The sequence below is a fragment of the Bradyrhizobium manausense genome (assembly GCF_018129685.1).
Taxonomy (GTDB): Bacteria; Pseudomonadota; Alphaproteobacteria; order Rhizobiales; family Xanthobacteraceae; genus Bradyrhizobium; species Bradyrhizobium manausense_D.
The window spans coordinates 302,450-324,827 of the sequence record NZ_JAFCLG010000007.1 but is presented as its reverse complement, the minus strand read 5'-3'; the positions used below and the strand labels follow the sequence as shown (position 1 = coordinate 324,827).

16 protein-coding genes are annotated in these 22,378 nt (G+C 64.5%); 13 read left to right on the top strand and 3 right to left on the bottom strand.

Features of this window, described 5'->3' with window-relative positions; translation table 11 throughout:
- Positions 1-255: 255 nt before the first annotated feature.
- Positions 256-1,086 carry a DUF2927 domain-containing protein gene (locus tag JQ621_RS19725; RefSeq protein WP_212236321.1) on the top strand — a complete coding sequence of 277 codons (831 nt, stop codon included), beginning with the start codon at positions 256-258 and terminating at the stop codon, positions 1,084-1,086.
- Positions 1,087-1,234: 148 nt separating this feature from the next.
- Here the strand turns inward: JQ621_RS19725 and JQ621_RS19720 are convergent, their stop codons facing one another.
- Positions 1,235-2,362 carry a threonine synthase gene (locus JQ621_RS19720; RefSeq protein ID WP_212236320.1) on the bottom strand — a complete coding sequence of 376 codons (1,128 nt, stop codon included), beginning with the start codon at positions 2,360-2,362 and terminating at the stop codon, positions 1,235-1,237.
- Between the two features lie 295 nt (positions 2,363-2,657).
- On the opposite strand from JQ621_RS19720, the gene JQ621_RS19715 reads away from it, so the two are divergent.
- From JQ621_RS19715 to JQ621_RS19685, 7 genes are all read left to right on the top strand, one after another.
- Positions 2,658-5,969 (top strand): NHL repeat-containing protein, encoded by a 3,312-nt coding sequence (locus JQ621_RS19715; protein WP_212236319.1) that lies wholly within the window; start codon positions 2,658-2,660, stop codon positions 5,967-5,969.
- A 494-nt stretch (positions 5,970-6,463) separates the two neighbouring features.
- The gene (locus JQ621_RS19710; protein WP_212236318.1) at positions 6,464-7,720 is read left to right on the top strand and encodes a GTP cyclohydrolase II; all 1,257 of its coding nucleotides are present in this window, start codon (positions 6,464-6,466) and stop codon (positions 7,718-7,720) included.
- Positions 7,721-7,727: 7 nt separating this feature from the next.
- A complete protein-coding gene (locus JQ621_RS19705; RefSeq protein WP_212236317.1) occupies positions 7,728-8,966 on the top strand; it encodes a URC4/urg3 family protein in 1,239 nt (412 codons plus the stop codon).
- Positions 8,967-9,016: 50 nt separating this feature from the next.
- Positions 9,017-9,646, top strand: a complete 630-nt coding sequence (upp, locus tag JQ621_RS19700) for a uracil phosphoribosyltransferase (protein WP_212236316.1) — start codon at positions 9,017-9,019, stop codon at positions 9,644-9,646.
- Between the two features lie 219 nt (positions 9,647-9,865).
- The gene (locus JQ621_RS19695; protein WP_212236315.1) at positions 9,866-11,635 is read left to right on the top strand and encodes an adenylate/guanylate cyclase domain-containing protein; all 1,770 of its coding nucleotides are present in this window, start codon (positions 9,866-9,868) and stop codon (positions 11,633-11,635) included.
- Between the two features lie 42 nt (positions 11,636-11,677).
- Complete coding sequence (locus JQ621_RS19690; protein WP_212236314.1) at positions 11,678-12,592, top strand: phosphatase PAP2 family protein; 915 nt, start codon at positions 11,678-11,680, stop codon at positions 12,590-12,592.
- Positions 12,589-13,620, top strand: coding sequence for a G1 family glutamic endopeptidase (locus tag JQ621_RS19685; protein ID WP_212236313.1), 1,032 nt, complete (start codon positions 12,589-12,591; stop codon positions 13,618-13,620). The genes JQ621_RS19690 and JQ621_RS19685 overlap by 4 nt, the downstream gene beginning before the upstream one ends.
- An 18-nt stretch (positions 13,621-13,638) precedes the next feature.
- Here the strand turns inward: JQ621_RS19685 and JQ621_RS19680 are convergent, their stop codons facing one another.
- Together JQ621_RS19680 and JQ621_RS19675 are read right to left on the bottom strand one after the other, a co-directional pair.
- A complete protein-coding gene (locus JQ621_RS19680) occupies positions 13,639-14,769 on the bottom strand; it encodes a M48 family metallopeptidase (protein WP_409334235.1) in 1,131 nt (376 codons plus the stop codon).
- 3 nt (positions 14,770-14,772) lie between these two features.
- Positions 14,773-15,930, bottom strand: a complete 1,158-nt coding sequence (locus tag JQ621_RS19675; protein ID WP_212236312.1) for a YjgN family protein — start codon at positions 15,928-15,930, stop codon at positions 14,773-14,775.
- Between the two features lie 302 nt (positions 15,931-16,232).
- Here JQ621_RS19675 and JQ621_RS19670 point away from each other — a divergent pair, with 302 nt between their 5' ends.
- The 5 genes from JQ621_RS19670 (at position 16,233) to JQ621_RS19650 (ending at position 22,306) form a co-directional block, all read left to right on the top strand.
- Positions 16,233-17,498 carry a cytochrome P450 gene (locus tag JQ621_RS19670; RefSeq protein WP_212236311.1) on the top strand — a complete coding sequence of 422 codons (1,266 nt, stop codon included), beginning with the start codon at positions 16,233-16,235 and terminating at the stop codon, positions 17,496-17,498.
- A gap of 181 nt (positions 17,499-17,679) precedes the next feature.
- A complete protein-coding gene (locus tag JQ621_RS19665) occupies positions 17,680-18,954 on the top strand; it encodes a cytochrome P450 (RefSeq protein WP_212236310.1) in 1,275 nt (424 codons plus the stop codon).
- A 208-nt stretch (positions 18,955-19,162) separates the two neighbouring features.
- Positions 19,163-20,332, top strand: a complete 1,170-nt coding sequence (locus JQ621_RS19660; RefSeq protein WP_212236309.1) for an acyl-CoA dehydrogenase family protein — start codon at positions 19,163-19,165, stop codon at positions 20,330-20,332.
- Between the two features lie 9 nt (positions 20,333-20,341).
- Complete coding sequence (locus JQ621_RS19655; RefSeq protein ID WP_212236308.1) at positions 20,342-21,439, top strand: CaiB/BaiF CoA transferase family protein; 1,098 nt, start codon at positions 20,342-20,344, stop codon at positions 21,437-21,439.
- A gap of 15 nt (positions 21,440-21,454) precedes the next feature.
- Positions 21,455-22,306 carry an HTD2 family dehydratase gene (locus JQ621_RS19650; RefSeq protein ID WP_212236307.1) on the top strand — a complete coding sequence of 284 codons (852 nt, stop codon included), beginning with the start codon at positions 21,455-21,457 and terminating at the stop codon, positions 22,304-22,306.
- Positions 22,307-22,378 lie beyond the last annotated feature (72 nt).

Here is a 22,378-nt window from a genome sequence, read left to right as displayed (position 1 = left end):
CTCGGGCGGCCACCCGGGCTGGGCCATTCCTCACGGAACGGCACCATCATAAGCGATCGCGCTAATACAAGGGTGGGCAAAGGCGCATTTGCGCCGTGCCCACCATCTCTCTCCGTCGCAAAAAATGCGTGGGCACGCTTCGCTTTGCCCACCCTACGGCACTTGTGCACTGCGCTTGCAAGCGGCCGGAACCTGCCGGCCGCGTGCATTTGCGGACTTGTGCGTTGCCGGCGAATACGGCAGCGTTGCGCGACGATGAGCGCATTGGTCCTGCCCGCGCCTGCCCTAAGCTTCGCTCTGCTGACGCTCGCAGCGCTGACATGTGCGCCTGACGCCGCCCACCTTGACGTCGTCACCATGGCGAGCGCCGGCGAATTGCCCGCGATCGCCGCGCGCCAGCGCGCCGAGAAGAAGAGCTTCACCGACGCCGAGATCGTCGACGGTTTTTTCAAGACCGCGTTCGGCGCCGAGTATCACCTCGCCGGCCGGGTCGATCGCATCCGCAAGTACGACGGACCGGTGCGCGTGTTCGCCGAAACCGACCGCGCCGACCGCAAGGCGCAGCTGGCGAAGGTCGTGGCCGACATCGGCAAGCGCGTGCAGCATCTCGACATCGCCATGACCGAGACCAGCGAGGCCGCGAATGTGCGGGTGAAGCTGGTGCGCGACCGCGATCTCTACCGCACCATCGCGAGCTTCTACGGCGCCGAGAAGGCGCGCGAGATTCGGACCTCGCTCGATCCGCAATGCCTGTCCGGCTTCCGCAAGAACGAGCAATTCGAGATCGAGCATTCCGACGTCATCCTCACCGTCGACACCGGCGACTTCACCTTCCTCGACTGCGCCTATGAGGAGGTCTTGCAATCGCTCGGACCGATCAACGACACGTCGAGCGTGCCGTGGACCATGTTCAACGACAATGTGTCGATGGGCTATTTCGACGTCTACGACCAGTACATCCTCAACCTGCTCTACGACCCCCGCATCAGGCCCGGCATGACCGTCGCCGAGGTGAGGGCGGTGCTGCCCGAGGTGCTCACGGATGTGCGGGCGTGGGTGAAGCGGGTGAACGAGTTGAAGGATTAGGCGATCTTGCCCTCTCACCCTGTTGCGAATTCGTAGGGCGGGTTAGCGCCAGCGTAACCCACCTCTTTCCTCTCCGCGGAGACAGAAGCGGTGGGTTACGCCATGCGGACTGCGCTTCGCGCATCCGCATGGCTAACCCACCCTACGATTACTGCACCAAATCGGCCACCGTGGTCGCAGCCTTCAGGCCGGTGCCGGTGAGGACCGCGACCGTGGTCTCGCTGGCCTTGATCGCGCCGGCGGCCGCGAGTTTCTCCAGCGCGGCAGCCGCGCTGGCGCAGGTGGGCTCGGCGAACAGGCCCTGGCGCGCAAGACGGCGCAGAGCGGCGACGATCTCGTCCTCGGTGAGCGCAATGGTGCCGCCGCCGCTTTCGCGAAGAGCGCCGATGATCTCGCGCAGCCGCAGCGGATGCTTGATCGCGGTGCCTTCGGCGATGGTCTTGTTCACCTCGCGCGCGACGGGCGTATCGACGCCGGCCTGAAAACTCGCATCGATCGGCGAGCAGTTGAGCGGCTGGGCCGCGAACAGGCGCGGCAGTCTTGCGATCTGGCCCGCCTTCTTGAGCTCGCGGAAGCCGAAGGCACAGCCGAGCAGGCTGCTGCCCGCGCCGACGGGGACGATGACATTGTCCGGCGCGCGAAAGCCGAGATCTTCCCAGATTTCATAGGCGAGCGATTTGGTGCCTTCGAGAAAGAACGGCTGCCAGTTGTGGCTGGCATAGAAGGTCTGGCTCGACTGCCTGATCGCTTCCGCCTCCGATTCCTCGCGCGGCCCCTCGACCAGCTGCACCTCGGCACCGTAGGCACGAACCTGTGCGATCTTGGCCGGCGAGGTCGAGGCCGGCGCCAGGATCTTCACCCGCATGCCGCCGGCCGCACCAAGCCCGGCCATCGACGAGCCGCCATTGCCGGAGGAATCCTCCAGAATGGCGTTGACGCCGATCTGCCGCAGGAAGGACAGCATGACGGCCGAACCGCGATCCTTGAAGCTGCCGGTCGGATTGAACCATTCGAGCTTGAAGAACGGCCGCAGATCGCCCCAGCCCTGCTGCACCAGCGGCGTGCAGCCTTCGCCGAGCGAAATCGGATCCTTGATCTCGACCGGCAGCGCCGCCCGATAGCGCCACAGCGAGCGCGTGCCGCTATCGATGTCCGCGCGCGAGATCCCCGCCCCCGGCGTCACCAGCAGCGGCGTGCGCTCGTCCGAGCACCAGCGTGGCTCGTCAAGCGGATAGAGTTTGCCGTTGCGGGGGTCGATGTAAGCGGCGGCCGACAAGACGCACTCCTGGCGAAAGCCGATCTATACGATACGTCCGATATTATACAACAATTGGGGGACGATTTGGCGGCGCGCGCGCAACGCCTTGCGATGACAGGCTCCTCGACATCCAGAAAGACGATTTTCCGAGCGTCCGATCGTTGTGACCTGGGATCGGATGCCCTTGCGAGCGGCACACACTACCGTTCGTCCCGCACGCCGACGGCAAAATCGTATGAGGTCCTTGCGATGGATCAAGGCCGGCGCTGCGGCGCGCGCGCCCTATACTGGTCGTTTCGCAGTGGAGGCGATCATGCGGATACCCGTCGGACGTGACGCGGCACAGAGGCCTTCCACTCGGGAGCACGCGCGACCGCCTTGTCCCGCCTCGCGATGGCAGCCAAACAGCCTTGCGAATATAGTTGCGACGCGCTGGGCCGACAGCTGCGCCAGGAGTTGGCGGGCGCTCGTCACAATCCTCATTGCCGCTGTCCTGGCGGCGCTGGTCGGCACCTCGCCGGCCGTGGCGCAGGTGCTCGCCGACGGCAATGCCGCTCTCACCGGCTTCTCCGGCGTGGTGCCGCCGGTGGTGATAGCCCCGGGCGTGAACCCGCTCGACAAGACCTATATCGATCCCAACGGCGCGTCGGTGCGCGTGATCGACCTGCAAAACATGGGCGGACCGCCGCAGGCCCAGGTCGTGACCGCCCCCAAACCGTTCGCAGCGGCAGCGGCACAAGTCGGCCAGGTATTCGGTGTCACACTCGACAACGCCAACCCGCCAAACATCTATGTCGCGGCGACCTCGGCCTATGGCTTGCCGATCGTGGTGCCGGACATGGACGGCGACGGCTTGGCTGATCGCGTCAAGCAAGGTGCGCCCAACGCGTTCTTCATGCCCGGCCTGTTCGGTCCGGCGCCGGGAGGACCCGGCTCGATCTGGCGCATCGACGGCACGAATGGGACGGTGCAGTTACTGGCCAATGTCACGCTCAACGGCGCCGCCAATCCCGGCCCGGCGCTCGGCGGTCTCGCCTTCGACGCCGCTTCGCGGTCGCTGTTCGTCGCCGACCGGGCCACCGGCATGATCCACCAGTTCGGCCTCGATGGCAGCGAGCGCGGCCGCTTCGATCACGGCGTGCAGGGCCGTCCTGCGGCTGGCGCGCCTGCCGTGCCCTACAATCCGGCCGCGCGGCTCGACATCACCGCGCCGGCCTTCTCGACCGAAAATCCGGCGACCTGGCACTACGCGCCGGCATCGCGTCTGGTGTTCGGCCTCGCCGTGCATGACAGCCGGCTCTATTATGCCGTCGCTGAAGGTTTGCAGGTCTGGTCGGTCTCGATTGCCGGCGGCAGTTTCGGCAAGGATCCGCGGCTCGAGGTGACGGTACCGCCGTCCCTCGCGCCGACCGAAATTTCCAAGATCGTATTCGATGCGCGCGGCCACATGCTACTCGCCGAGCGCGCCGCGCCGAGCGGCGACTACGCCATGGTGGCGCTGGCCCAAGAGGGCATTTCGCGCGTGCTGCGCTACGCAGCGGTCTCGACCGGCAATCCGGCGGGCCCGCTCTGGCAGGCCCTGCCCGATCACTATGCGACCGGTTTTCCGGCGCAGATGACCAACGGCAATGGCGGCATCGCGATCGGCTATCGCTACACCGCCGATGGCGCCATCGATCGCACGAGCTGCGGCGGGTTCCTGTGGTCGACCGGCGAGCGCCTGCGCGTCGCCAACGATGTCGCGACCACGCTCCGGCTCGCACTCGGCGGCCCGGCAAACGTCAACGGCATTCAAGGCAACGATGTCGAACTCGTTGCGCCCGCCAATGTGCCGCCATGGACGAGCTATTTCATCGACAAGGACGATCGCTTCGACGACCCGGCCGCGCGCGGCCAGATCGGCGATCTCGCGATTCCGCGCAGCTGCGAGCAGCTGACGCTACGCTTGCCGCCGACATTACGGCCCTGGTTCCCCGGTCTCGGCATCGGACTGCTGGTGCCGCCGGCCGGACCGTTCTGTCCGTGGCCCGGACCGCACGGCTGCACCTGTCTTCCCGGCCAGCCTTGCAGCTGTCCGACCGGCACGACCCAGCAGCCAGGCCTGCAATGCTGCCCGTTTATGCAAGTGCCGGGACCGGGCGGCCAGTGCGCCTCGCTATGCGCGAACGGCGCCAGCGATCCGCTGTCGAGCGAATTCTGCTTCTACGGCGTGCTACCGCCTGATCCCAACAACCCCAATCCCAATCTGAGCAGTCAGACCTGCGCGGACGGCACGCCTGTCGATTTGACGACCGGCGGAACCTGTCCCAAGCCTCCCGGCGCGCAGTGCCCGGCTGGTTTCACGCTGGTACCCGCCAAACACAACGGCGGCGACATGTGGACCGACTACACCTGCGATCCGACGCCACAGGAGAAGCAATGCATGCAGCCCGGGCCAAACGGCGGCCTGGAGCAGATCGGCCTCGATGGCCAGTGCCACGAAATATGCCCGAGCAGCTCGCTCGCGTTTCCGACGACGCAGTGCTGCCCGGCCGGCATGGTGCCCAATGCGTTCGGCATCTGTGGACCGTCGCAGCAGACGAGCTGTCCGCCGCAGCAGATGACCTCGACCGGTCAGTGCTGCCCGCAAGGCCAGATCCCGCTGCCCAACGGCCAGTGCGGCCAGCTGCAGCAGACCTGTCCGCCGCAGCAGCTCACCTCGACCGGCCAATGCTGTCCGCAAGGCCAGACGCCGCAGCCTGACGGCAGCTGCGGTCCGAGCAAGTTGCAGCAATGCCCGCCGCAGCAACTGACCTCGACCGGCCAGTGCTGCCCGCAAGGCCAGTTCCCACAACCTGACGGCAGCTGCGGCGGCTTCCAGCATGTCTGTCCACCCGGCCAGCTGACGTCCAAGGACGTCTGCTGTCCGGCCGGCCAGAAGCCGCAAGCCGATGGGACCTGTGGCCAATACGGCTACACACCCTGTGCGCAACAGCAGCTCAGCGTCACAGGCATCTGCTGTCCGGTCGGTACCAAGCCGCAGTCCGACGGCAGTTGCCAGGGCTGCCCCGCCGGCACCGTCACCAGCCCGCTGACCGGAGCCTGCACGCAACAGCAGCTCTGTCCGTCCAACACGTTGCAGAAGTCGAATGGACAGTGCTGTCCGCCGCCAGGCGCCGTTGGTGGTGCTCCGGCCGCGGCGGCGTGCTTCTGCCCGACCGGCCAAAGCTTCGACGGTCAGAAGTGTGTCGCCGGAAGCGAGCCTGCATCGGGCTGCTTCCCCGGCTATGTCCACCTGCAAGGCGGCGGCTGCTGTCTCGCGAGCCAAGCGACGCTCGACGGCGTGTGCTGCCCGCCGGGCCAACATCCCGACGCCAACCGCCGCGCTTGTGTCGGTGTCGAGCAGCCGATCCACATCACGCCGCCGAGCGTGAAGGTGCCACCGGTCGTGGTACCGCCGCCGCATGGCGTCGTCGTACCGCAGGCACCGCCGCCGCGGATCGGTGTGACGCCACCGCGAATCGTTGTGCCGCCCCCGCACATCGGCGTGGTGCCGCCGCGGATCGTAGTGCCGCCACAGCTTCCAACGCGCAAGCCGATGGAGCCGAGCAAGCCGACGGGGCCGAGCGGGCAAAACATCCGCTGACGGCGTATCACCGACGCAAACACACAATCAGGAAAAAGGGGGCCATCGGCCCCCTTTTCGATTCATCACCGATACGCGGATCGTCCGCTGCTTCGATCAGGAGAGCCGCGCACGTCAACACGGGACCGCGCGCGAGGCATCTCAAAGGTGACGTCGCTGCCGACGGGCGAGGTCCTGTCGCGATTGGCATGCGCAAGGCGCAGGCTCGCGGCCTCGGTCGCTTGCTGGAAAAAATCGTAATTATGTCAATATCTTAAATAGAGAAAATGTCAGGCAGATCGACCCACCGGCGCCGCCCGGCCATTCCGGCCGGGCCTCTCAATGCCCATATCAGTGGCACATGAACCACCCTGTCCTTGCGTCCGCACGATTAACTTGTCTGTCGTGGCTGGCCGCTACAATATGATGGATTGCGTCGCCGGGCTCTGCTCCGGCAACGCTGATAAGCCAGGCCCGTCCGAGCGGCGGGCCGTTGGCTTTTTGGGAGTTTGGCTATGAGCCGCGCGAACCGGACTGACCATATCCGCCTCACCTCGCACCCCGAGCCGGGCCGCAAGGCCGCGTTTCCGATTCACTGGGGCGCCCCCGATGCGCGCGCCCGCGGACCGATCATCGGCACGGTCTCGCGCGCCGGGGACCGCAATGTGATCGGCAGCCATGGCGGCTCCTACGCGATGTACCGCGCGCTTGCGGTCTCGGCCGGCGCGCTCGATCCGATTCGGAGGCCCGATCTCACCAACACGTTCCCGGCGGCGACGATCGGACCGTTCGAGCAATGGCGCGATCCCGCAAAAATCGTCGCGCTCGATCCCTGGGGCCATCTGGTCGCCGAGAATTTCGGCAAGGACATCGCCGAAGGCGTCGATATCCGCCCGAGCATCGCGGTGACGCGGGCCCGGCTCGACCTGCCCGAGATCCGCGAGGCGCTGGCCGCCAAGCGGCTGCGCGCCGACGGCGAGGTCGTGCACGCCAATGGCAGCGTCTCGGTGGTGAAGATCGCGATCGATCCGGTCTGGTACCTGCCCGGCCTTGCCGAGCGCTTCAAGACCAACGAGACCGAACTGCGCCGCACGCTGTTCGAGCAGACCGCCGGCATGTTCCCCGAGCTCGTGACCCGACCTGACATGAAGGTGTTCCTGCCGCCGATCGGCGGGACGACCGTTTACATGTTCGGCGATGTGACGAAACTGCCTGACCATCGCACCAGGATCACCTGCCGCGTGCATGACGAGTGCAACGGCTCCGACGTGTTCGGCTCCGACATCTGCACCTGCCGGCCCTATCTCATCCACGGCATCGAGGAATCGGCACGCGGCGCGCAGGACGGCGGGCTCGGGCTCGTCGTCTACAACCGCAAGGAAGGCCGCGCGCTTGGCGAGGTCACCAAATTCCTGGTCTACAACGCGCGCAAGCGCCAGGAGGACGGCGATGCGGCCGCCGCCTATTTCGAGCGTACCGAATGCGTCGCCGGCGTCCAGGATGCGCGCTTCCAGCAATTGATGCCCGACACCATCCACTGGCTCGGCCTGAAACGCATCGATCGTTTCCTGTCGATGAGCGACATGAAGTATGATGCGCTGACCTCGCAGGGCATCGACATCGTCGAGCGCGTGCCGATCCCACTGGAGCTGATTCCGGCCGACGCCCATGTCGAGATCGCCGCGAAGAAGGCCGCCGGCTACTACACGACCGACATCGCGCCGGAGAAGGATGTCAACGGCGTGGTCGGACGTTCGCTGGAAAAATACTGATCTGGTGATGGCGGACGTTTTGGAACAAGAGGCCCGCGCGCTGCTCACCGCAAAGGCGGTTCGCGCGCGCGCCGGACAGATGCTCGACATTGGCCTCAAGGGCGGGCTCACGCATTTCACCGTCGATCTCGATCGCATGGATGGGGTTGCCGAGGCGGTGCTGGCGGTGACGCGCAAGGCGTATCCGACGCTCGACATTCCCTTCCACGCGCGGTGGCGGCACTTTGTATTCGGCGGCGTCGACCGCTGGGCGCAACTGGCCGACGCAACGTCGTGGCCCGATCGCGCGGCACGGGCGCGCGCGGAGTTCGACCTTGCCATCGTCAGCGTGCTGCTCGACGCCGGCGCCGGTGCGACATGGCGCTATCGCGACGCCGTGACAGGACAAGGCATCGGCCGGTCCGAGGGGCTTGCGCTTGCAAGCCTCGACATGTTTGGGCGCGGGCTCTTTTCCGGCGATGCGCGCGCGCCGTTCAGGGTCGATGCGGACGTGCTGGCAAAGCTGCCGCTGTCGGCACTGGCGTCGGCCTTCCAGGCCAGCGATGCAAACCCACTGCTCGGCCTCGAGGGACGCACCGATCTGCTGCATCGGCTGGGCAAGCAGGTCGCCTCGCGCCCCGACATCTTCGGCATGCAGGACACGCCACGGCCGGGCGGCCTGTTTGATCACATTGCCGCGCAGGCAACTGACGGTGCCATCCCCGCCCCTGCCATTCTGTCCGCGGTGCTGAACCAGCTCGGACCGATCTGGCCGTCGCGGCTTGAACTTGCCGGCGTCCCGCTCGGCGATTGCTGGCGTCATCCGGCGATCAAGGCCGACGATGCGACCGCCGGTCTCGTGCCGCTGCACAAGCTGTCGCAATGGCTGAGCTACTCCCTGATCGAGCCGCTGCAGCGCGCAGGCTTCGACGTCACCGACATCGACGGTCTCACGGGGCTTGCCGAATACCGCAATGGCGGCCTGTTCGTCGATCACGCGGTGCTGCGGCTGCGCGATGCCGCGGATGCCGACCGTGCGCATGCGGTCGATTCGCTGCTCGTGGTGGAGTGGCGCGCACTCACCGTCGCGCTGCTGGACCGTGTTGCGGATCTCGTGCGCGCCAAGCTCGGCCGCACGCCGCAATCGCTGCCGCTCGCCAGCATTCTGGAGGGCGGCACCTGGGCCGCCGGCCGGGCCATCGCGTTTGAGCGCCGTCCCGACGGCTCCCCGCCGCTCAAGGTGATCAGCGACGGCACCGTTTTCTAGCCACCATTGCCCCGCCGTACTGACTTGATGAATTTCAGGAGCATCCGATCATGGAAGGCGTCACGATCGTCGATCATCCGCTGGTGCAGCACAAGCTGACCCTGGTGCGGGACAAATCGATCTCGACCAAGTCGTTCCGCGAGCTGATCAAGGAGATCGGCATGCTGCTCTGCTACGAGGTGACGCGCGATCTGCCGCTCGCCGACACCGTGATCGAGACGCCGCTGGCAACGATGCATTCGGCCAAGATCGCCGGCAAGAAGCTGGTGTTCGTGCCGATGCTGCGCGCCGGCACGACCTTCGTCGACGGCATGATGGACCTGGTGCCGACCGCGCGCGTCGCCCATATCGGCCTCTATCGCGAGCCCCAGAGTTTCGCCGCGGTCGAATATTTCTTCAAATCGCCGTCCGATCTCAGCGAGCGCCTCGCGATCGTGGTCACGCCTGTCGTCGCCACCGCCAACACGGCCGTGGCCGCAGTCGACCGGCTGAAGGAGCGCGGCGCGAAGGATATTCGCCTTGCCTGTCTGATCGCCGCGCCGGAAGGACTCGAGCGGCTGCGCGGCCTGCATCCGGACGTGCGTATCTGGACTGCCGCGGTGGATGAGGGTCTCGACGAGAACGGCTTCATCTTGCCGGGGCTGGGCGATGCCGGCGACCGCGCTTACGGGACCCGCTGACCAGCGCGGCAATCCGCCACACCGAGGCTCCGCCTCCGTCGACGAACAACCGGGAAGTGTGAACGGCTTGATAAACCCGAGCGACGATTCATCGCCATAATGCGCCCGGATTGTAATGCACTTTCTTTGCGACCTCGATGAAGGTATCCTTCGAGGCTTGTCATTCCTGCTGTCGATCTTGCGGACATATTTATAGAATTACATAGAAGTATCAGCCATATGACCCCATCCACGCCGGGCTTAAACCGACGCTTGGCGGCAGTCCTCGCTGCCGATGTGGTCGGGTATACCCGTTTGATGGAGGCCCATGAAGTCGATACGCACACTCGGCTCATGCAGCTGCGTTCGGAGGTCCTTGATCCCGGTGTCGCGGCGCTTCGTGGGAAGATCGTCAAGAATACCGGCGATGGTTTCCTGGCGACGTTCGAGACCGCGCGTGATGCAACGCGCTGTGCGCTTTCGCTGCAGGAATCGGTGGCCGCGAATACGGCGGCGATGCCCGCCGACCAGCGCATCAGCTTTCGCATGGGACTGAATGCTGCAGACATCATCGTGGAGAAGGATGATGTCTATGGCGAGGGCGTCAACATCGCAGCGCGACTTCAAACCTATGCGCAGGCGGGCGGCATCGTCGTTTCTGGCGCGATCGCGGAGCAGCTCGGCCAGGATTTCGACGTCAACGTCATAGATCTCGGCGATCTTCATCTTCGCAACATGGGTCGACCGGTCCGCGTGTATGCGCTCCACCCGCCCACGCAGCCTGCGAAGCTCGTCGGGGAAGCTCTCGCAGGCCAGGAGCCGCGCCCCTCGATTGCGGTGCTCCCGTTCAGAATGAATCTCTCCAACCCCGACGAGGCCTATTTCGCTGACGGTGTTGTCGACGATATTATCCGCGGCCTTGCCGGACTCAAGGAACTCTTCGTCGTATCGAGGGGGGCTAGCCTTGGCTTTGGCGGCCGCAATATCGATGTGCGTGAAATCGGCCGTCAACTCGGTGTCCGTTACGTCCTTTATGGAGGCGTGCAGAGAACGGCGACAACCATCCGTATCAGAACCGAGCTCAGCGACACCGAATCCGGAGAAGTCATTCGCTCGGATTTGCACGAAGGCGACTTCCGCGAGTTGTTTACGCTCCAGGATCAGATTGCCATCAGTGTCGTAAAACAGATCGCACCACAGGTGCGCGAACGAGAATTGATGCGAGCGATGCGCAAGCATCCGCAGAACCTGACCGCTTACGAACTCGTGCTGCAGGCGTTCGACCTGTTGTACAGAATGGACTACGATTCGTTTTCGAAGGCGCGAGGCTTGCTCGAGCAGGCGATATCGCACGATCCGAGTTACGCCCTCGCCTATTCCTACGTCGCTCTCTGGTACGTGTTCCGGATCGGAGAGATCGGATCACCGGATCCGGATGGCGACGCCATCGCGGGCGCCAAATATGCGGCGGAGGCCATCGCGCGCGGCGGCGACGACGCATTTGCCCTGGCGGTGCACGGTCACGTCCAGTCATTTTTGCTCGGTGATTTTCACAAGGCAAAAGTCGCGCTGGAGCGTGCCATTGCCGCGGGACCGAGTTCAGCCATGGCGTGGACCATGGCAAGCGCGACTTCGGGCTTTCTGGGTGACGGCCCGACGGCCGTACGCCAGGGCGAGCAGGGCGTGAGACTTTCACCGCTCGATGCCCGCTCGTTCTGGCACGAGGGATTGCTCGGTCAGGCTCATTACGTGAACGGCGACTATGAGCAAGCGCTGGAGTGGGTGAGCAGCGCAGTGAACCGCAATGAGCTCATTCGTTTCAACCAGCGGCTTCTCATCGCCACGCTCGCTGCGCTCGGCCGCCGCGAAGAAGCTGCCCAGGCAGCACGCCGGTACCAGCAAATCCAACCGGACTTCCGCGTATCGTCCTATGCGAAGCGTTGCCCATTTCGCGGCGCCGCATTGGAAACATGGCTCGGGCGCCTACGATCGGCGGGGCTCCCCGACTGACGTGAAATCGCTGACGGCAACTTTCGGAGAGGGAGAGACGTCGTGACAGGCAACACGGGCAATACCGGGAATACCGGAAATACGGGAAACACAGGCAACACGGGGAATACCGGGAACACCGGCAATCTCGGAGGTGTGGGCTGGTTCATTGCCGATCGGGTCGACCTGCCGTTCGTCACGCGGCTCGCCCCGGGAGGAATGAACGAGCTTGGCGACCTCAGGCGAACTCCGCCGGCAAGCTTCGGTGACAGGCAGTGGTCGGCGAACTGGTATGCGTGGCGCGTCCTGCACCAGTTAATCGCCAATGTCCCCGACTGGGCGGCGACCTGCGATGCAGACGGTCTTTTCACGGATATCAGAAATGCGCTTGTCGCCGACTACAACAGCCAGATCGACAATCTGGTGCTTGCCGCGCGGGACGAACGGCCGGATGCCATGGGGCTCATTCTGTCACAAGACGGCGAATTCTTCAGCGATTTCCTGGCCGTGCTGACGATCCGCCCCGGATCGCATCCGCAGACCTGGCGCGTCTTGAACATCGCCAGCCTGATCGGGTCATTTGCCGCTCTGTATTTCAAGGGTAAATACGACCTGCCGCGACCATCGCAGATCTGCCCGGCATTGCTGCCTCCCATCCCCGTTCCCGGCCACTCATCCTGGCCGAGCGGGCATGCGACCCAGGCGCATCTGATGAAGAACTGCATGCTCAGAATATTTGCCGAAACGGCAACGATGCCGAATCCGATGCCCGCAGCTGACCAGATCGTATGGAGCGCCGACCTAACTGACCTGGCGGACGAGATCGCGCGAAACCGCGAGATTGCCGGCCTGCACTATCCAGGGGACTCCGCGGGCGGCGCCAGGCTGGCCGATTTGCTGAATACCGAGATCCTGACAACGGGTGCCGTACCCATGTTCGATCGCGCCGTGACGCTCGCCGCGGAGGAATGGCAATGAGTCACGAGAAAGGGGAGCCCCCCAGGGTTGACCTCGGCGAACTCAAGAAGGTCATTCGGGCGACGATCACCAGCGACCGGCCTCCCGAGAGCTTCGACCCGTTGGCGGCGTCACAGGAAGAGCTGAAGAAGTTCGGATTTCCAGTGCGGCCGGATCGCGATCGTCAGCCCGCCGAATACGCATTCTGGGAGAAGATGTTCGCCAAGCCGCTGGTGTTCGAGGAATTCGATCTCGAAATACTTCCCCCCATCGCAACCCAGATTCGCGGGCTTTTCTGGGAATCGCCGCGGCGACAAACCAGCCGCAACTGGTCCGGCGCCTACATCACGCCCAGAGATGGCACCGTGTTTTCGTCGATCTGGACGGCGTTTCAGGTGCCGACGCCAAACCTGCCACCGGGCGCGAAGCCCGGTGAAAAGGATCTCAGCTCCACTTGGATCGGTTTTGACGGGCAGCGTCGGTACTACATGTCGACCCTCCCGCAGTTCGGCACGGCACAGAATATCGAGCCGAAGATGGGCATTCCAACGAGATCATTCTACGCATGGTGGCAGTGGTGGGTCAGGGGCCTCGGAAGCCAGGCAACGCCCATCAAGCTCCCTGCTCCGACCATTCATGCCGGCGATCTGATCACGTGCTACATGCAGGTCGCGGCTGATCGGGCTGGCGTGTCGTTCGTGATCACGAATGTTACGACTGGCCGCGGCTTGCAATTCTTTCAAAGCGCACCCGCACCCAATGGCGGACTTCCCTTCAAGGTTTCCGGGGCGACCGCAGAATGGGTCATGGAGAGGCCGGCGATCCCGCCCGATCCCACGCCCATGCCGCTTCCCGACTATGGCACGGTGGATTTCCGGGACTGCGGCGCAACGGCGATCAATATGCAGACCGGTGCGATCGTGGAACGATCGCTTTCCGGGGCCAAGCTCATCGACATGTACATCGTGAGGCAAAATCCGGAGCGAACGGTTAAGATCTCTATCCCGAAGCAGCTTGATACGAGGGAATTCCTCACCGAGTTTCAATAGACGGAAGATCCCGGATTCCTAGATCTTCCCGCTGCCGCAGATGCCTTTCAGCGCCTGCCACTCCTTGTCCGTCAGCAGTGGCGGGCCACTGGCGGGGCGATCCTCCTTGGTCATGCGCTCGAGGCGATCCTCTGTCAGCGGATGGCTCGCCAGGATCGTCAAGCCGGATCCGCCCTCCTTGCCGGTGATGCGGAACATCAACTCGGCCGCGGGCTTCGGCGAGCGGCCGAGCTTGTGCATGATCTCGATTGCGAACGTGTCGGCGTCGGTCTCGGCCTCGCGCGAGTAGGACGCTTCGACCAGGCTGCGCGAGGCGAAGATCACGGCCGAGGAGCCGGTGACGTCGCCGAACAACAAGCCGATCAGGAACGAGGTGCCGCCGTTGTAGATCAGGCCGCGCATGTTGTCGTGATGCTTGAGGTGGCCGAGTTCGTGGGCGAGGATGCCGGCGACCTCGTCGGGGCTTTCGGCCTTTTCGAGCAGCGCGTTGAGCATGAAGACCTTGCCGCCGGGCAGCGCGAACGCGTTCGGCACCGAACTCGGCAGCACGCCAGCCGTCATTGAATCGTCGTCAAGCCCGGCGGCGTCGCGCAGGCGGTTGACCAGCTTGGAAAAGGCCGCCTGACCTGCCGGCTCGCTGCAGGATTCGCCGCCGAACAGGGTCCGCATCTGCACCTCGGACGCATCGCCGATCCGCCGCTCGATCGGTTTCGGCACCAGCGGCGCCAGACGGTCCGCCGCAAGCGGTACGCCGAACAGCACGACGCAAACGATGGAGACGGCGGCCGCGACCGACCAGCCGACGATTTTTGCGACCCCGCGGCCCGTGGTCTGGTGTTCGTCCAGACGGGGACAGCGTGCCGCGATATCGGCCGCGAGCGCGGAATCGCGAATCTCGAGCCGCGCCAGCGGCGGCGCGGAGGTCGAGGTCAGGCGCAAGATGCCTGCCGGACTGTCGGCACGGCGGATTTCGTCATAGGTCCAGCGTGTGACGGTCGAGGGCGCCTCGACCTCGCCGAGTTCGGCGATCTCGAGCGCATCTGCGAGCGTCAGCATGACCTGGCGCCGGCGGCTCGACAGGCCGTCGAAGAAGATCGCCTGATGTCCAGGCTTCGTCTCGGCATCGGGCCCGGCGGTCACATCACTCACGATCTAGAATCCTGCGACATCGAGACCATCAGCAAAGCCTTCGCCGAGCGCGCTGGCAAGCTCGCCGCTGGCGCGGACGTCGGCCGCCGCCCCGATATCATGCACCTTGACGGTTTCCAGCACCCTGGCCCAGAGATCGCGCTGGAGATAGACGCGCATGATGATGTTCATGGCAAGGACCAGCGCGAGATAGCCGATCACCATCGCCACCAGCATCGGAATGCTCTTGGCAGCGTGGCCGGGTCCAAACGCTTGCTCGGCCGGCACGCCGGTCAGCTTGGCGAGCAGCAACGTTGCGCCGGTGACATAGAAGCCGAACAGCGTCGAGAGCAACACCCACCAGCCGATCATCTTCCAGTAAAGGCCATAGAATGCGTCATGCGGCAGCTCCGAAGACAGTCTCACGCCGCCGATGCGAAGGCCATTGAGCCACCAGCGCCATTCGCGCGCCTTGAACTCGGCATAGAAGAACGGCGCAAGCGGAAAGATCACGATGGCGATCGGGCTGAGCAGCCACAGCCACCAGCCGCGCTTGAAGAACTCCCAGCCGTTGCCTTCGAAGTCGCCCCGCAGATCGCCGAAATGCGTATGCCGCATCTTGTAGCGTTCCAGCGCTGCCTCGCGCCATGGCAGCGCCAGGCCGAACGTCAGAAACACCAGCGCGCCCCACAGCATCGCGCGGAGCGAATAAAGCCAGCCGGAGCCGTCCATCCAGAAGCGCACGCCGCGCCAGACCGTCCGCGTCAACCGGTACCGTCGCGCGCGAAAGATCGCGAACTGGCCGAAGGCGTAAAAGGCGATGAAGAGCGGCGTCGAGGCAAAGCCCTTCCAGCGCTCGAACTCGATGCCAACAAGGAAGTAGGCAACATAGATCGGCACCAGGATCGCGAGCGCGACCAGGAAGCCGATCAGCAGCTCCTTGGCCCGCCCGGTATATTCGGCAGCGTCGCCGTCGATCGACGTGTTCGACCAAAGATGCCGACGGATGTCGGTGACGAGCCAGAACCGGTAGAAGCCGAAGGTAGCGAGTTCGAGCATGGCCCCCTTGGTGACCATTTTGCGGAACCCGGTGCGATCGCCGGTGAAATCGACCCGCGTCGGCGGCAGCGGCGGCAGCGGCGGCGGGACCGGTTCGGAGGGACCCTGGGGGGTCCATTGCATGTCATTCACGACAACAACCTCGAGATGCGGATCTGGTCTGCTCAAACTATAGATCAGAGATTAGTCGATCCCCAATATGGACCGGTTCGATTTGCCGCTGTTTCGAGCGATTTCTCTCACGAATTCGCAGGCATGGACGTGCGCGGGATCACATTGTGAGGTTCGTGGCACAGCCACGCTTAAAGGTTGGATGTGGTAAAACTCTCACTTGCTCCGACGCTGACAACGGGCTGTAATTGCACATCAAATACCGCAGCGCAGAATTCAGAAAAATCGCGCGGTCCAGGTCAGGGAGAGCGGTCATGCACGGGACCATCGAAAGCACGGCAAAAAGCGACGCATTGCGCGAACGGGCATCGTCATTGCCGCTGGAGCAGTTCGATCCGGGCGACCCCGAATTGTTCAGGACCGATACGTTCTGGCCCTATTTCGACCGGCTGCGCCGCGAAGATCCCGTGCACTATTGCAAGGACTCGATGTTCGGGCCGTACTGGTCGGTGACGCGCTACAACGACATCATGGAGATCGAGACCAATCATTCGGTGTTCTCCTCGGCCTCCGCGCTCGGCGGCATCACCATCCGCGACATCGATCCCGATCTGCGCCGCGAGAGCTTCATCTCGATGGACCCGCCGCGGCATGCCGCGCAGCGCAAGACCGTGGCGCCGATGTTCACGCCGACGCATCTGGACAATCTCGCGCTCAACATCCGCAAGCGCTCGGCCGAGTGCCTGGACAATCTGCCCGTGGGCGAGGTGTTCGACTGGGTCGACCAGGTCTCGATCGAGCTGACGACGCAGATGCTCGCGGTGCTGTTCGACTTTCCCTGGGAAGACCGCCGCAAGCTGACGCGCTGGTCCGACATCGCGACCACCATCCCGGGCCCCGACGGACTGGTCGCGACCGAGGACGAACGGCAGGTCGAGCTGACGGAATGCGCGCAGTATTTCGCGCGGCTGTGGAAGGAGCGCATCGAGCAGCCGCCGAAGAGCGATTTGCTATCGATGATGGCGCATGGCGCGGCGACGCGCGACATGGATGCCCGGAACTTCCTCGGCAATCTCATCCTTTTGATCGTCGGTGGCAACGACACCACGCGCAACACCATGTCGGGCTCGCTTCTCGCGCTGAGCCAGCATCCGGAGCAATATCGCAAGCTGCGCGAGAACCCCGCCCTGCTCGACAGCTTCGTGCCCGAAGTGATCCGCTGGCAGACGCCGCTGGCGCATATGCGCCGCACCGCGCTCGCCGATTTTGAGTTCCGCGGCAAGCAGATCAAGAAAGGTGACAAGGTCGTGATGTGGTACGTCTCGGGCAACCGCGACGAAGAGGCGATCGAGAGGCCCTACGACTTCATCATCGACCGCGCCCGGCCACGCACCCATCTGTCCTTCGGCTTCGGCATCCATCGCTGCGTCGGATTGCGGCTTGCCGAACTCCAGCTCAAGATTATCTGGGAGGAGATCCTGAAGCGGTTCGACCGTATCGACGTGGTGGGCGAGCCGAAGCGGGTGTATTCCAGCTTCGTGAAAGGTTTGGAAACACTGCCGGTCAAGATTGCCGCGTGACGCAAGAAAACCCCCTCGCCCCGCTTGCGGGGAGCGGGTTGGGGTGAGGGGGAGTCTCCGCGGACGGAGAGAATTGGACTCGCGGAGAGTCCCCCTCACCCGGAATTCGAGCTTCGCCCGAATTCCGGCCTCTCCCCGCAAGCGGGGAGAGGCGAAGAAGGACCAACTGGAGCGACTGCCCATGAACATTCAGACCCCGGTCAAGGCCGACAAGGCCGAGCGCATGCGGCGCGCGCGCGAGGAAGCCTATGCGACGCCGCTGAAGAACTTTCATCCGGGCGCGCCGAGGCTGTTCCAGGACGACACGCTGTGGCCGTGGTTCGAGCGGCTACGCAAGGAAGAACCGGTGCACTATTGCACCAACGCCCCGATCGAGCCGTACTGGTCGGTGGTGAAATACAACGACATCATGCACGTCGACACCAACCACGGCATCTTCTCGTCGGACTCGACGCTCGGCGGCATTGCGATCCGCGACGTGCCGGAGGGCTACGACTGGCCGAGCTTCATTGCGATGGACCAACCCAAGCACTCGGCGCAGCGCAAGACCGTGTCGCCGATGTTCACGCCGACGCATCTGGACGAGCTGGCAAAGCTGATCCGCCAGCGCTCACAGACCGTGCTGGACAATCTGCCGCGCAACGAAACCTTCAACTTCGTCGAGCGCGTCTCGATCGAGCTGACGACGCAGATGCTGGCGACCCTGTTCGACTTCCCCTGGGAGGAGCGGCGCAAGCTGACGCGCTGGTCGGACGTCTCGACCGCGCTGCCCAAGAGCGGCATCGTGTCCTCGGCGGAAGAGCGCCGCCGCGAGATGGACGAGTGCTACGCCTACATGTCGAAGCTGTGGAACGAGCGCGTCAACTCCGCACCGCGCAACGATCTGCTGTCGCTGATGGCGCACAATCCGGCGACGCGCTACATGGATCCCGACAATCTGATGGGCAACATCATCCTGCTCATCGTCGGCGGCAACGACACCACGCGCAACACCATGACCGGCTCGGTGCTGGCGCTGAACGAGAACCCCGAGCAGTACGACAAGCTGCGCGCCAATCCCGGTTTGATCGACACCATGGTGCCGGAGGTGATCCGCTGGCAGACGCCGCTGGCGCATATGCGCCGCACCGCGCTCCAGGATACCGAGATCAACGGCAAGCACATCAAGAAGGGCGATCGCGTCGTGATGTGGTATGTCTCGGGCAATCGCGACGAGGAGATGATCGAGCGTCCCGAGGAGTTCATCATCGACCGCGCCCGTCCGCGCACCCATCTCTCCTTCGGCTTCGGCATCCACCGCTGCGTCGGCATGCGGCTCGCCGAATTGCAGCTCAAGATCGTCTGGGAGGAGATGCTGAAGCGGTTCGACCGGATCGAGGTGGTCGGCGAGCCCAAGCGGATCTATTCCAGCTTCATCAAGGGATATGAGACGCTGCCGGTGCGGATCCCGGGGTAAACTCTATCCTCCGTCATTGCGAGCACGAGGCCAGGCCGCCCGATTTGCCGCACAACGGGACGTGCTGCACTGCCGGAAATCCACGCTTGCCAAGCCGGGACGGCTATTCCATAGGCTATGGCAAATGCGCATAGGGACCGGCGTCGTTTTCACGGCGCACAGCGACGGCCAGGCGTTATCTTCGCCGCCGCACCAATTGGAAAACGCCATGAGTGAAGACCACCACAGCGAAGACCACGCCGACATCCGCGACGCCGTCGCAAAGCTCTGCGCGCAGTTTCCCGGCGAATACTGGCGCAAGCTCGATCGCGAGATGGCTTACCCCAAGACCTTCGTCGACGCGCTGACCGAGGCCGGCTATCTCTCGGTGCTGATCCCCGAGGAATATGGCGGCGCGGGCCTGAAACTTTCGGCGGCAGCCGCGATCCTCGAGGAGATCCAGCGCGCCGGCTGCAATGGCGGCGGCTGCCACGCCCAGATGTACACGATGGGCACCGTGTTGCGGCACGGCAATGCGGAGCAGAAGGCAAAGTACCTGCCGAAGATTGCGAGCGGCGAATTGCGCCTGCAGGCCTTCGGCGTCACCGAGCCGACCAGCGGCACCGACACATCGTCGCTGAAGACCTTCGCGCGCAAGGACGGCAACGACAGCTATATCGTCAACGGCCAGAAGATCTGGACCAGCCGCGCCGAGCATTCCGACCTGATGGTGCTGCTGGCGCGCACCACGCCGAAGGAGCAGGTGACGAAGCGCACCGATGGCCTCTCCGTGTTCATCGTCGACATGCGCGAGGCCAGGAACAATGGCCTCGAGATCCGTCCGATCCGCACCATGATGAACCACGCCACGACGGAAGTGTTCTTTACCGACATGAAGGTGCCGGCGGAGAACCTGATCGGCGAGGAAGGCAAGGGCTTCCGCTACATCCTGTCCGGCATGAATGCCGAACGCATCTTGATCGCGGCCGAATGCGTCGGCGACGCCAAATGGTTCATTGCCAAGGCGACAAACTACGCCAAGGAGCGCAGCGTGTTCGGCCGCCCCATCGGCCAGAACCAGGGCATTCAATTCCCGATCGCAAAGGCCTACGCTTCGATGCGCGCCGCCGAACTGATGGTGAAGGAAGCCACGCGCAAATACGAGGCCGGGCTCGACTGCGGCGCGGAGGCCAACATGGCCAAGATGCTGGCGGCGGACGCCTCGTGGGAGGCGGCGAATGCCTGCATCCAGACCCATGGCGGCTTTGGCTTCGCGGAGGAATACGACGTCGAGCGCAAATTCCGCGAGACGCGGCTCTATCAGGTGGCGCCGATCTCAACCAATCTCGTGCTGTCCTTTGTCGCCGAGCACGTGCTCGGCATGCCCCGTTCGTACTGAGGCCGGGCCATGGGAGCACTTGACGGAATCAGGGTGATTGCGGTCGAGCAGGCCGTCGCGGCGCCGTTCTGCTCGTCGCGGCTGGCGGATGCCGGCGCGGAGGTGATCAAGATCGAACGGCCCGAGGGCGATTTCGCCCGCGGCTATGATGCGGCGGCCAAGGGCCAGAGCAGCTACTTTGTCTGGCTCAACCGCGGCAAGCGATCGGCGGTGGTCGATCTCGCCACCAAGGAGGGCCGCGCCGAGCTGGAGAGGCTGATCGCGAGCGCGGACGTGCTGGTGCAGAATCTCAAGCCGGGCTCGATGGACAAGCTCGGCTTCTCCCGCGAGCGCCTGCTCAAGGACTATCCGAAGCTGATCTCGTGCACCATCACCGGCTATGGCGACGACGGCCCCTACGCGCACCGCAAGGCCTATGATCTCCTGATCCAGGCCGAGAGCGGGCTTGCTTCCATCACCGGCAATCCCGATGGCGCCTCGCGCGTCGGCATGTCGATCGTCGACGTCGCGACCGGCGCCACCGCGCATGCGGCGATCCTGGAGGCGCTGATCGCGCGCGGCCGCACCGGCAAGGGCGCAGACATCCGCATCTCCATGTTCGACGTGATGGCGGACTGGTGCACCGTGCCGCTGCTCAATGCGGAGGCCGGCAATCCGCCGAAGCGCATGGGCCTGCGCCATCCCTCGATCGCGCCCTACGGCGTGTTCACCTCGAAGGACGGCAAGGACATCCTGATCTCGATCCAGAGCGAGCGCGAATGGAAAACGCTCTGCGCCGAGGTGCTTGACAAGCCCGACCTGCCCAAAGACCCTCGCGTCGCCAACATGGTCGAGCGCGTGCGCAACCGCGATTTCACCGACGAGACGGTGGCGGATATCTTCGGCAGGATGACGCGCGACGAGCTGCTGAAGCGGTTGTCGGATGCCGACATCGCGTTCGCCGAGGTCAACACCATGGCCGACCTCAGCAACCATCCGCATCTGCGCCGCATCGAGGTCGACACGCCGAACGGCCGCGTCAGCTATCCCGCGCCGGCGCCGATCATCGTCGGCGAGACCCGCAGCTACGGCGCCGTGCCGGCGATCGGCGAAAGTCCCAAGAAGTAAGAAGAGCGAGGCGTCATGACCGAGAAGCTCGACATCGATCATTTGCGGCAATGGATCGGCCGCAGCACGGCGGCGACCGACATCGTCACTGCGCAGCTCGTCAAGGGCCTGCGCGCGACGCTGTTCCAGGACGTCGGCGAGCCCAAGGCGGGCGACGCCGCACCCTTCACGGTGCATTGGTGCCTGGCGCAGCCGGTGTTCCCGATGTCGATGCTCGGGCCCGACGGCCACCCCACCCGCGGCGGCTTCCTGCCGCCGGTGCCGCTGCCGCGCCGGATGTGGGCCGGCGGCGAGATCGAATTTCTGCAGCCCCTGCGCGTCGGCGATGAATCGACCCGGACCTCGCGCATCGCCGACGTGCAGATGAAATCGGGCTCGACCGGCACGCTGTGCTTCGTCTCGGTCGAGCACAGCATCTCCTCACCGCGCGGCGTTGCCATCCGCGAGCGGCAGGATATCGTCTATCGCGAGATGACGAGCAACGCGCCGACGCCCGCAAAAGTCCCGCCTCCGCCGCCCATGGCGCAACACCGCGAGACGCATGTCTCCGATCCCGTGCTGCTGTTTCGCTATTCGGCGCTGACCTTCAACGGCCACCGCATCCATTACGATCGCGACTACGTCACCAAGGTCGAGGGCTATCCCGGACTGATCTTCCACGGCCCGCTGCAGGCCGCACTGATCATCGAGATGGCGGCACGCTTGCGCAGCGGCAAGCCGCCGAAGACGTTCACCTATCGCGGTGTGCAGCCGCTGTTCGAGGGCAGCGAGTTTTCCATCAACGCCAATGACGGCGGCGAGAGCATGGAGCTGTGGACCGCGAACGCAGAAGGGCAGCCGACGATGAAGGGGACGGCAGTGTGGTGATGCATTGCTGCCTCCTCGTCATTGCGAGCGCAGCGAAGCAATCCAGAATCTTTCCGCGGTGACAGCCTGGAT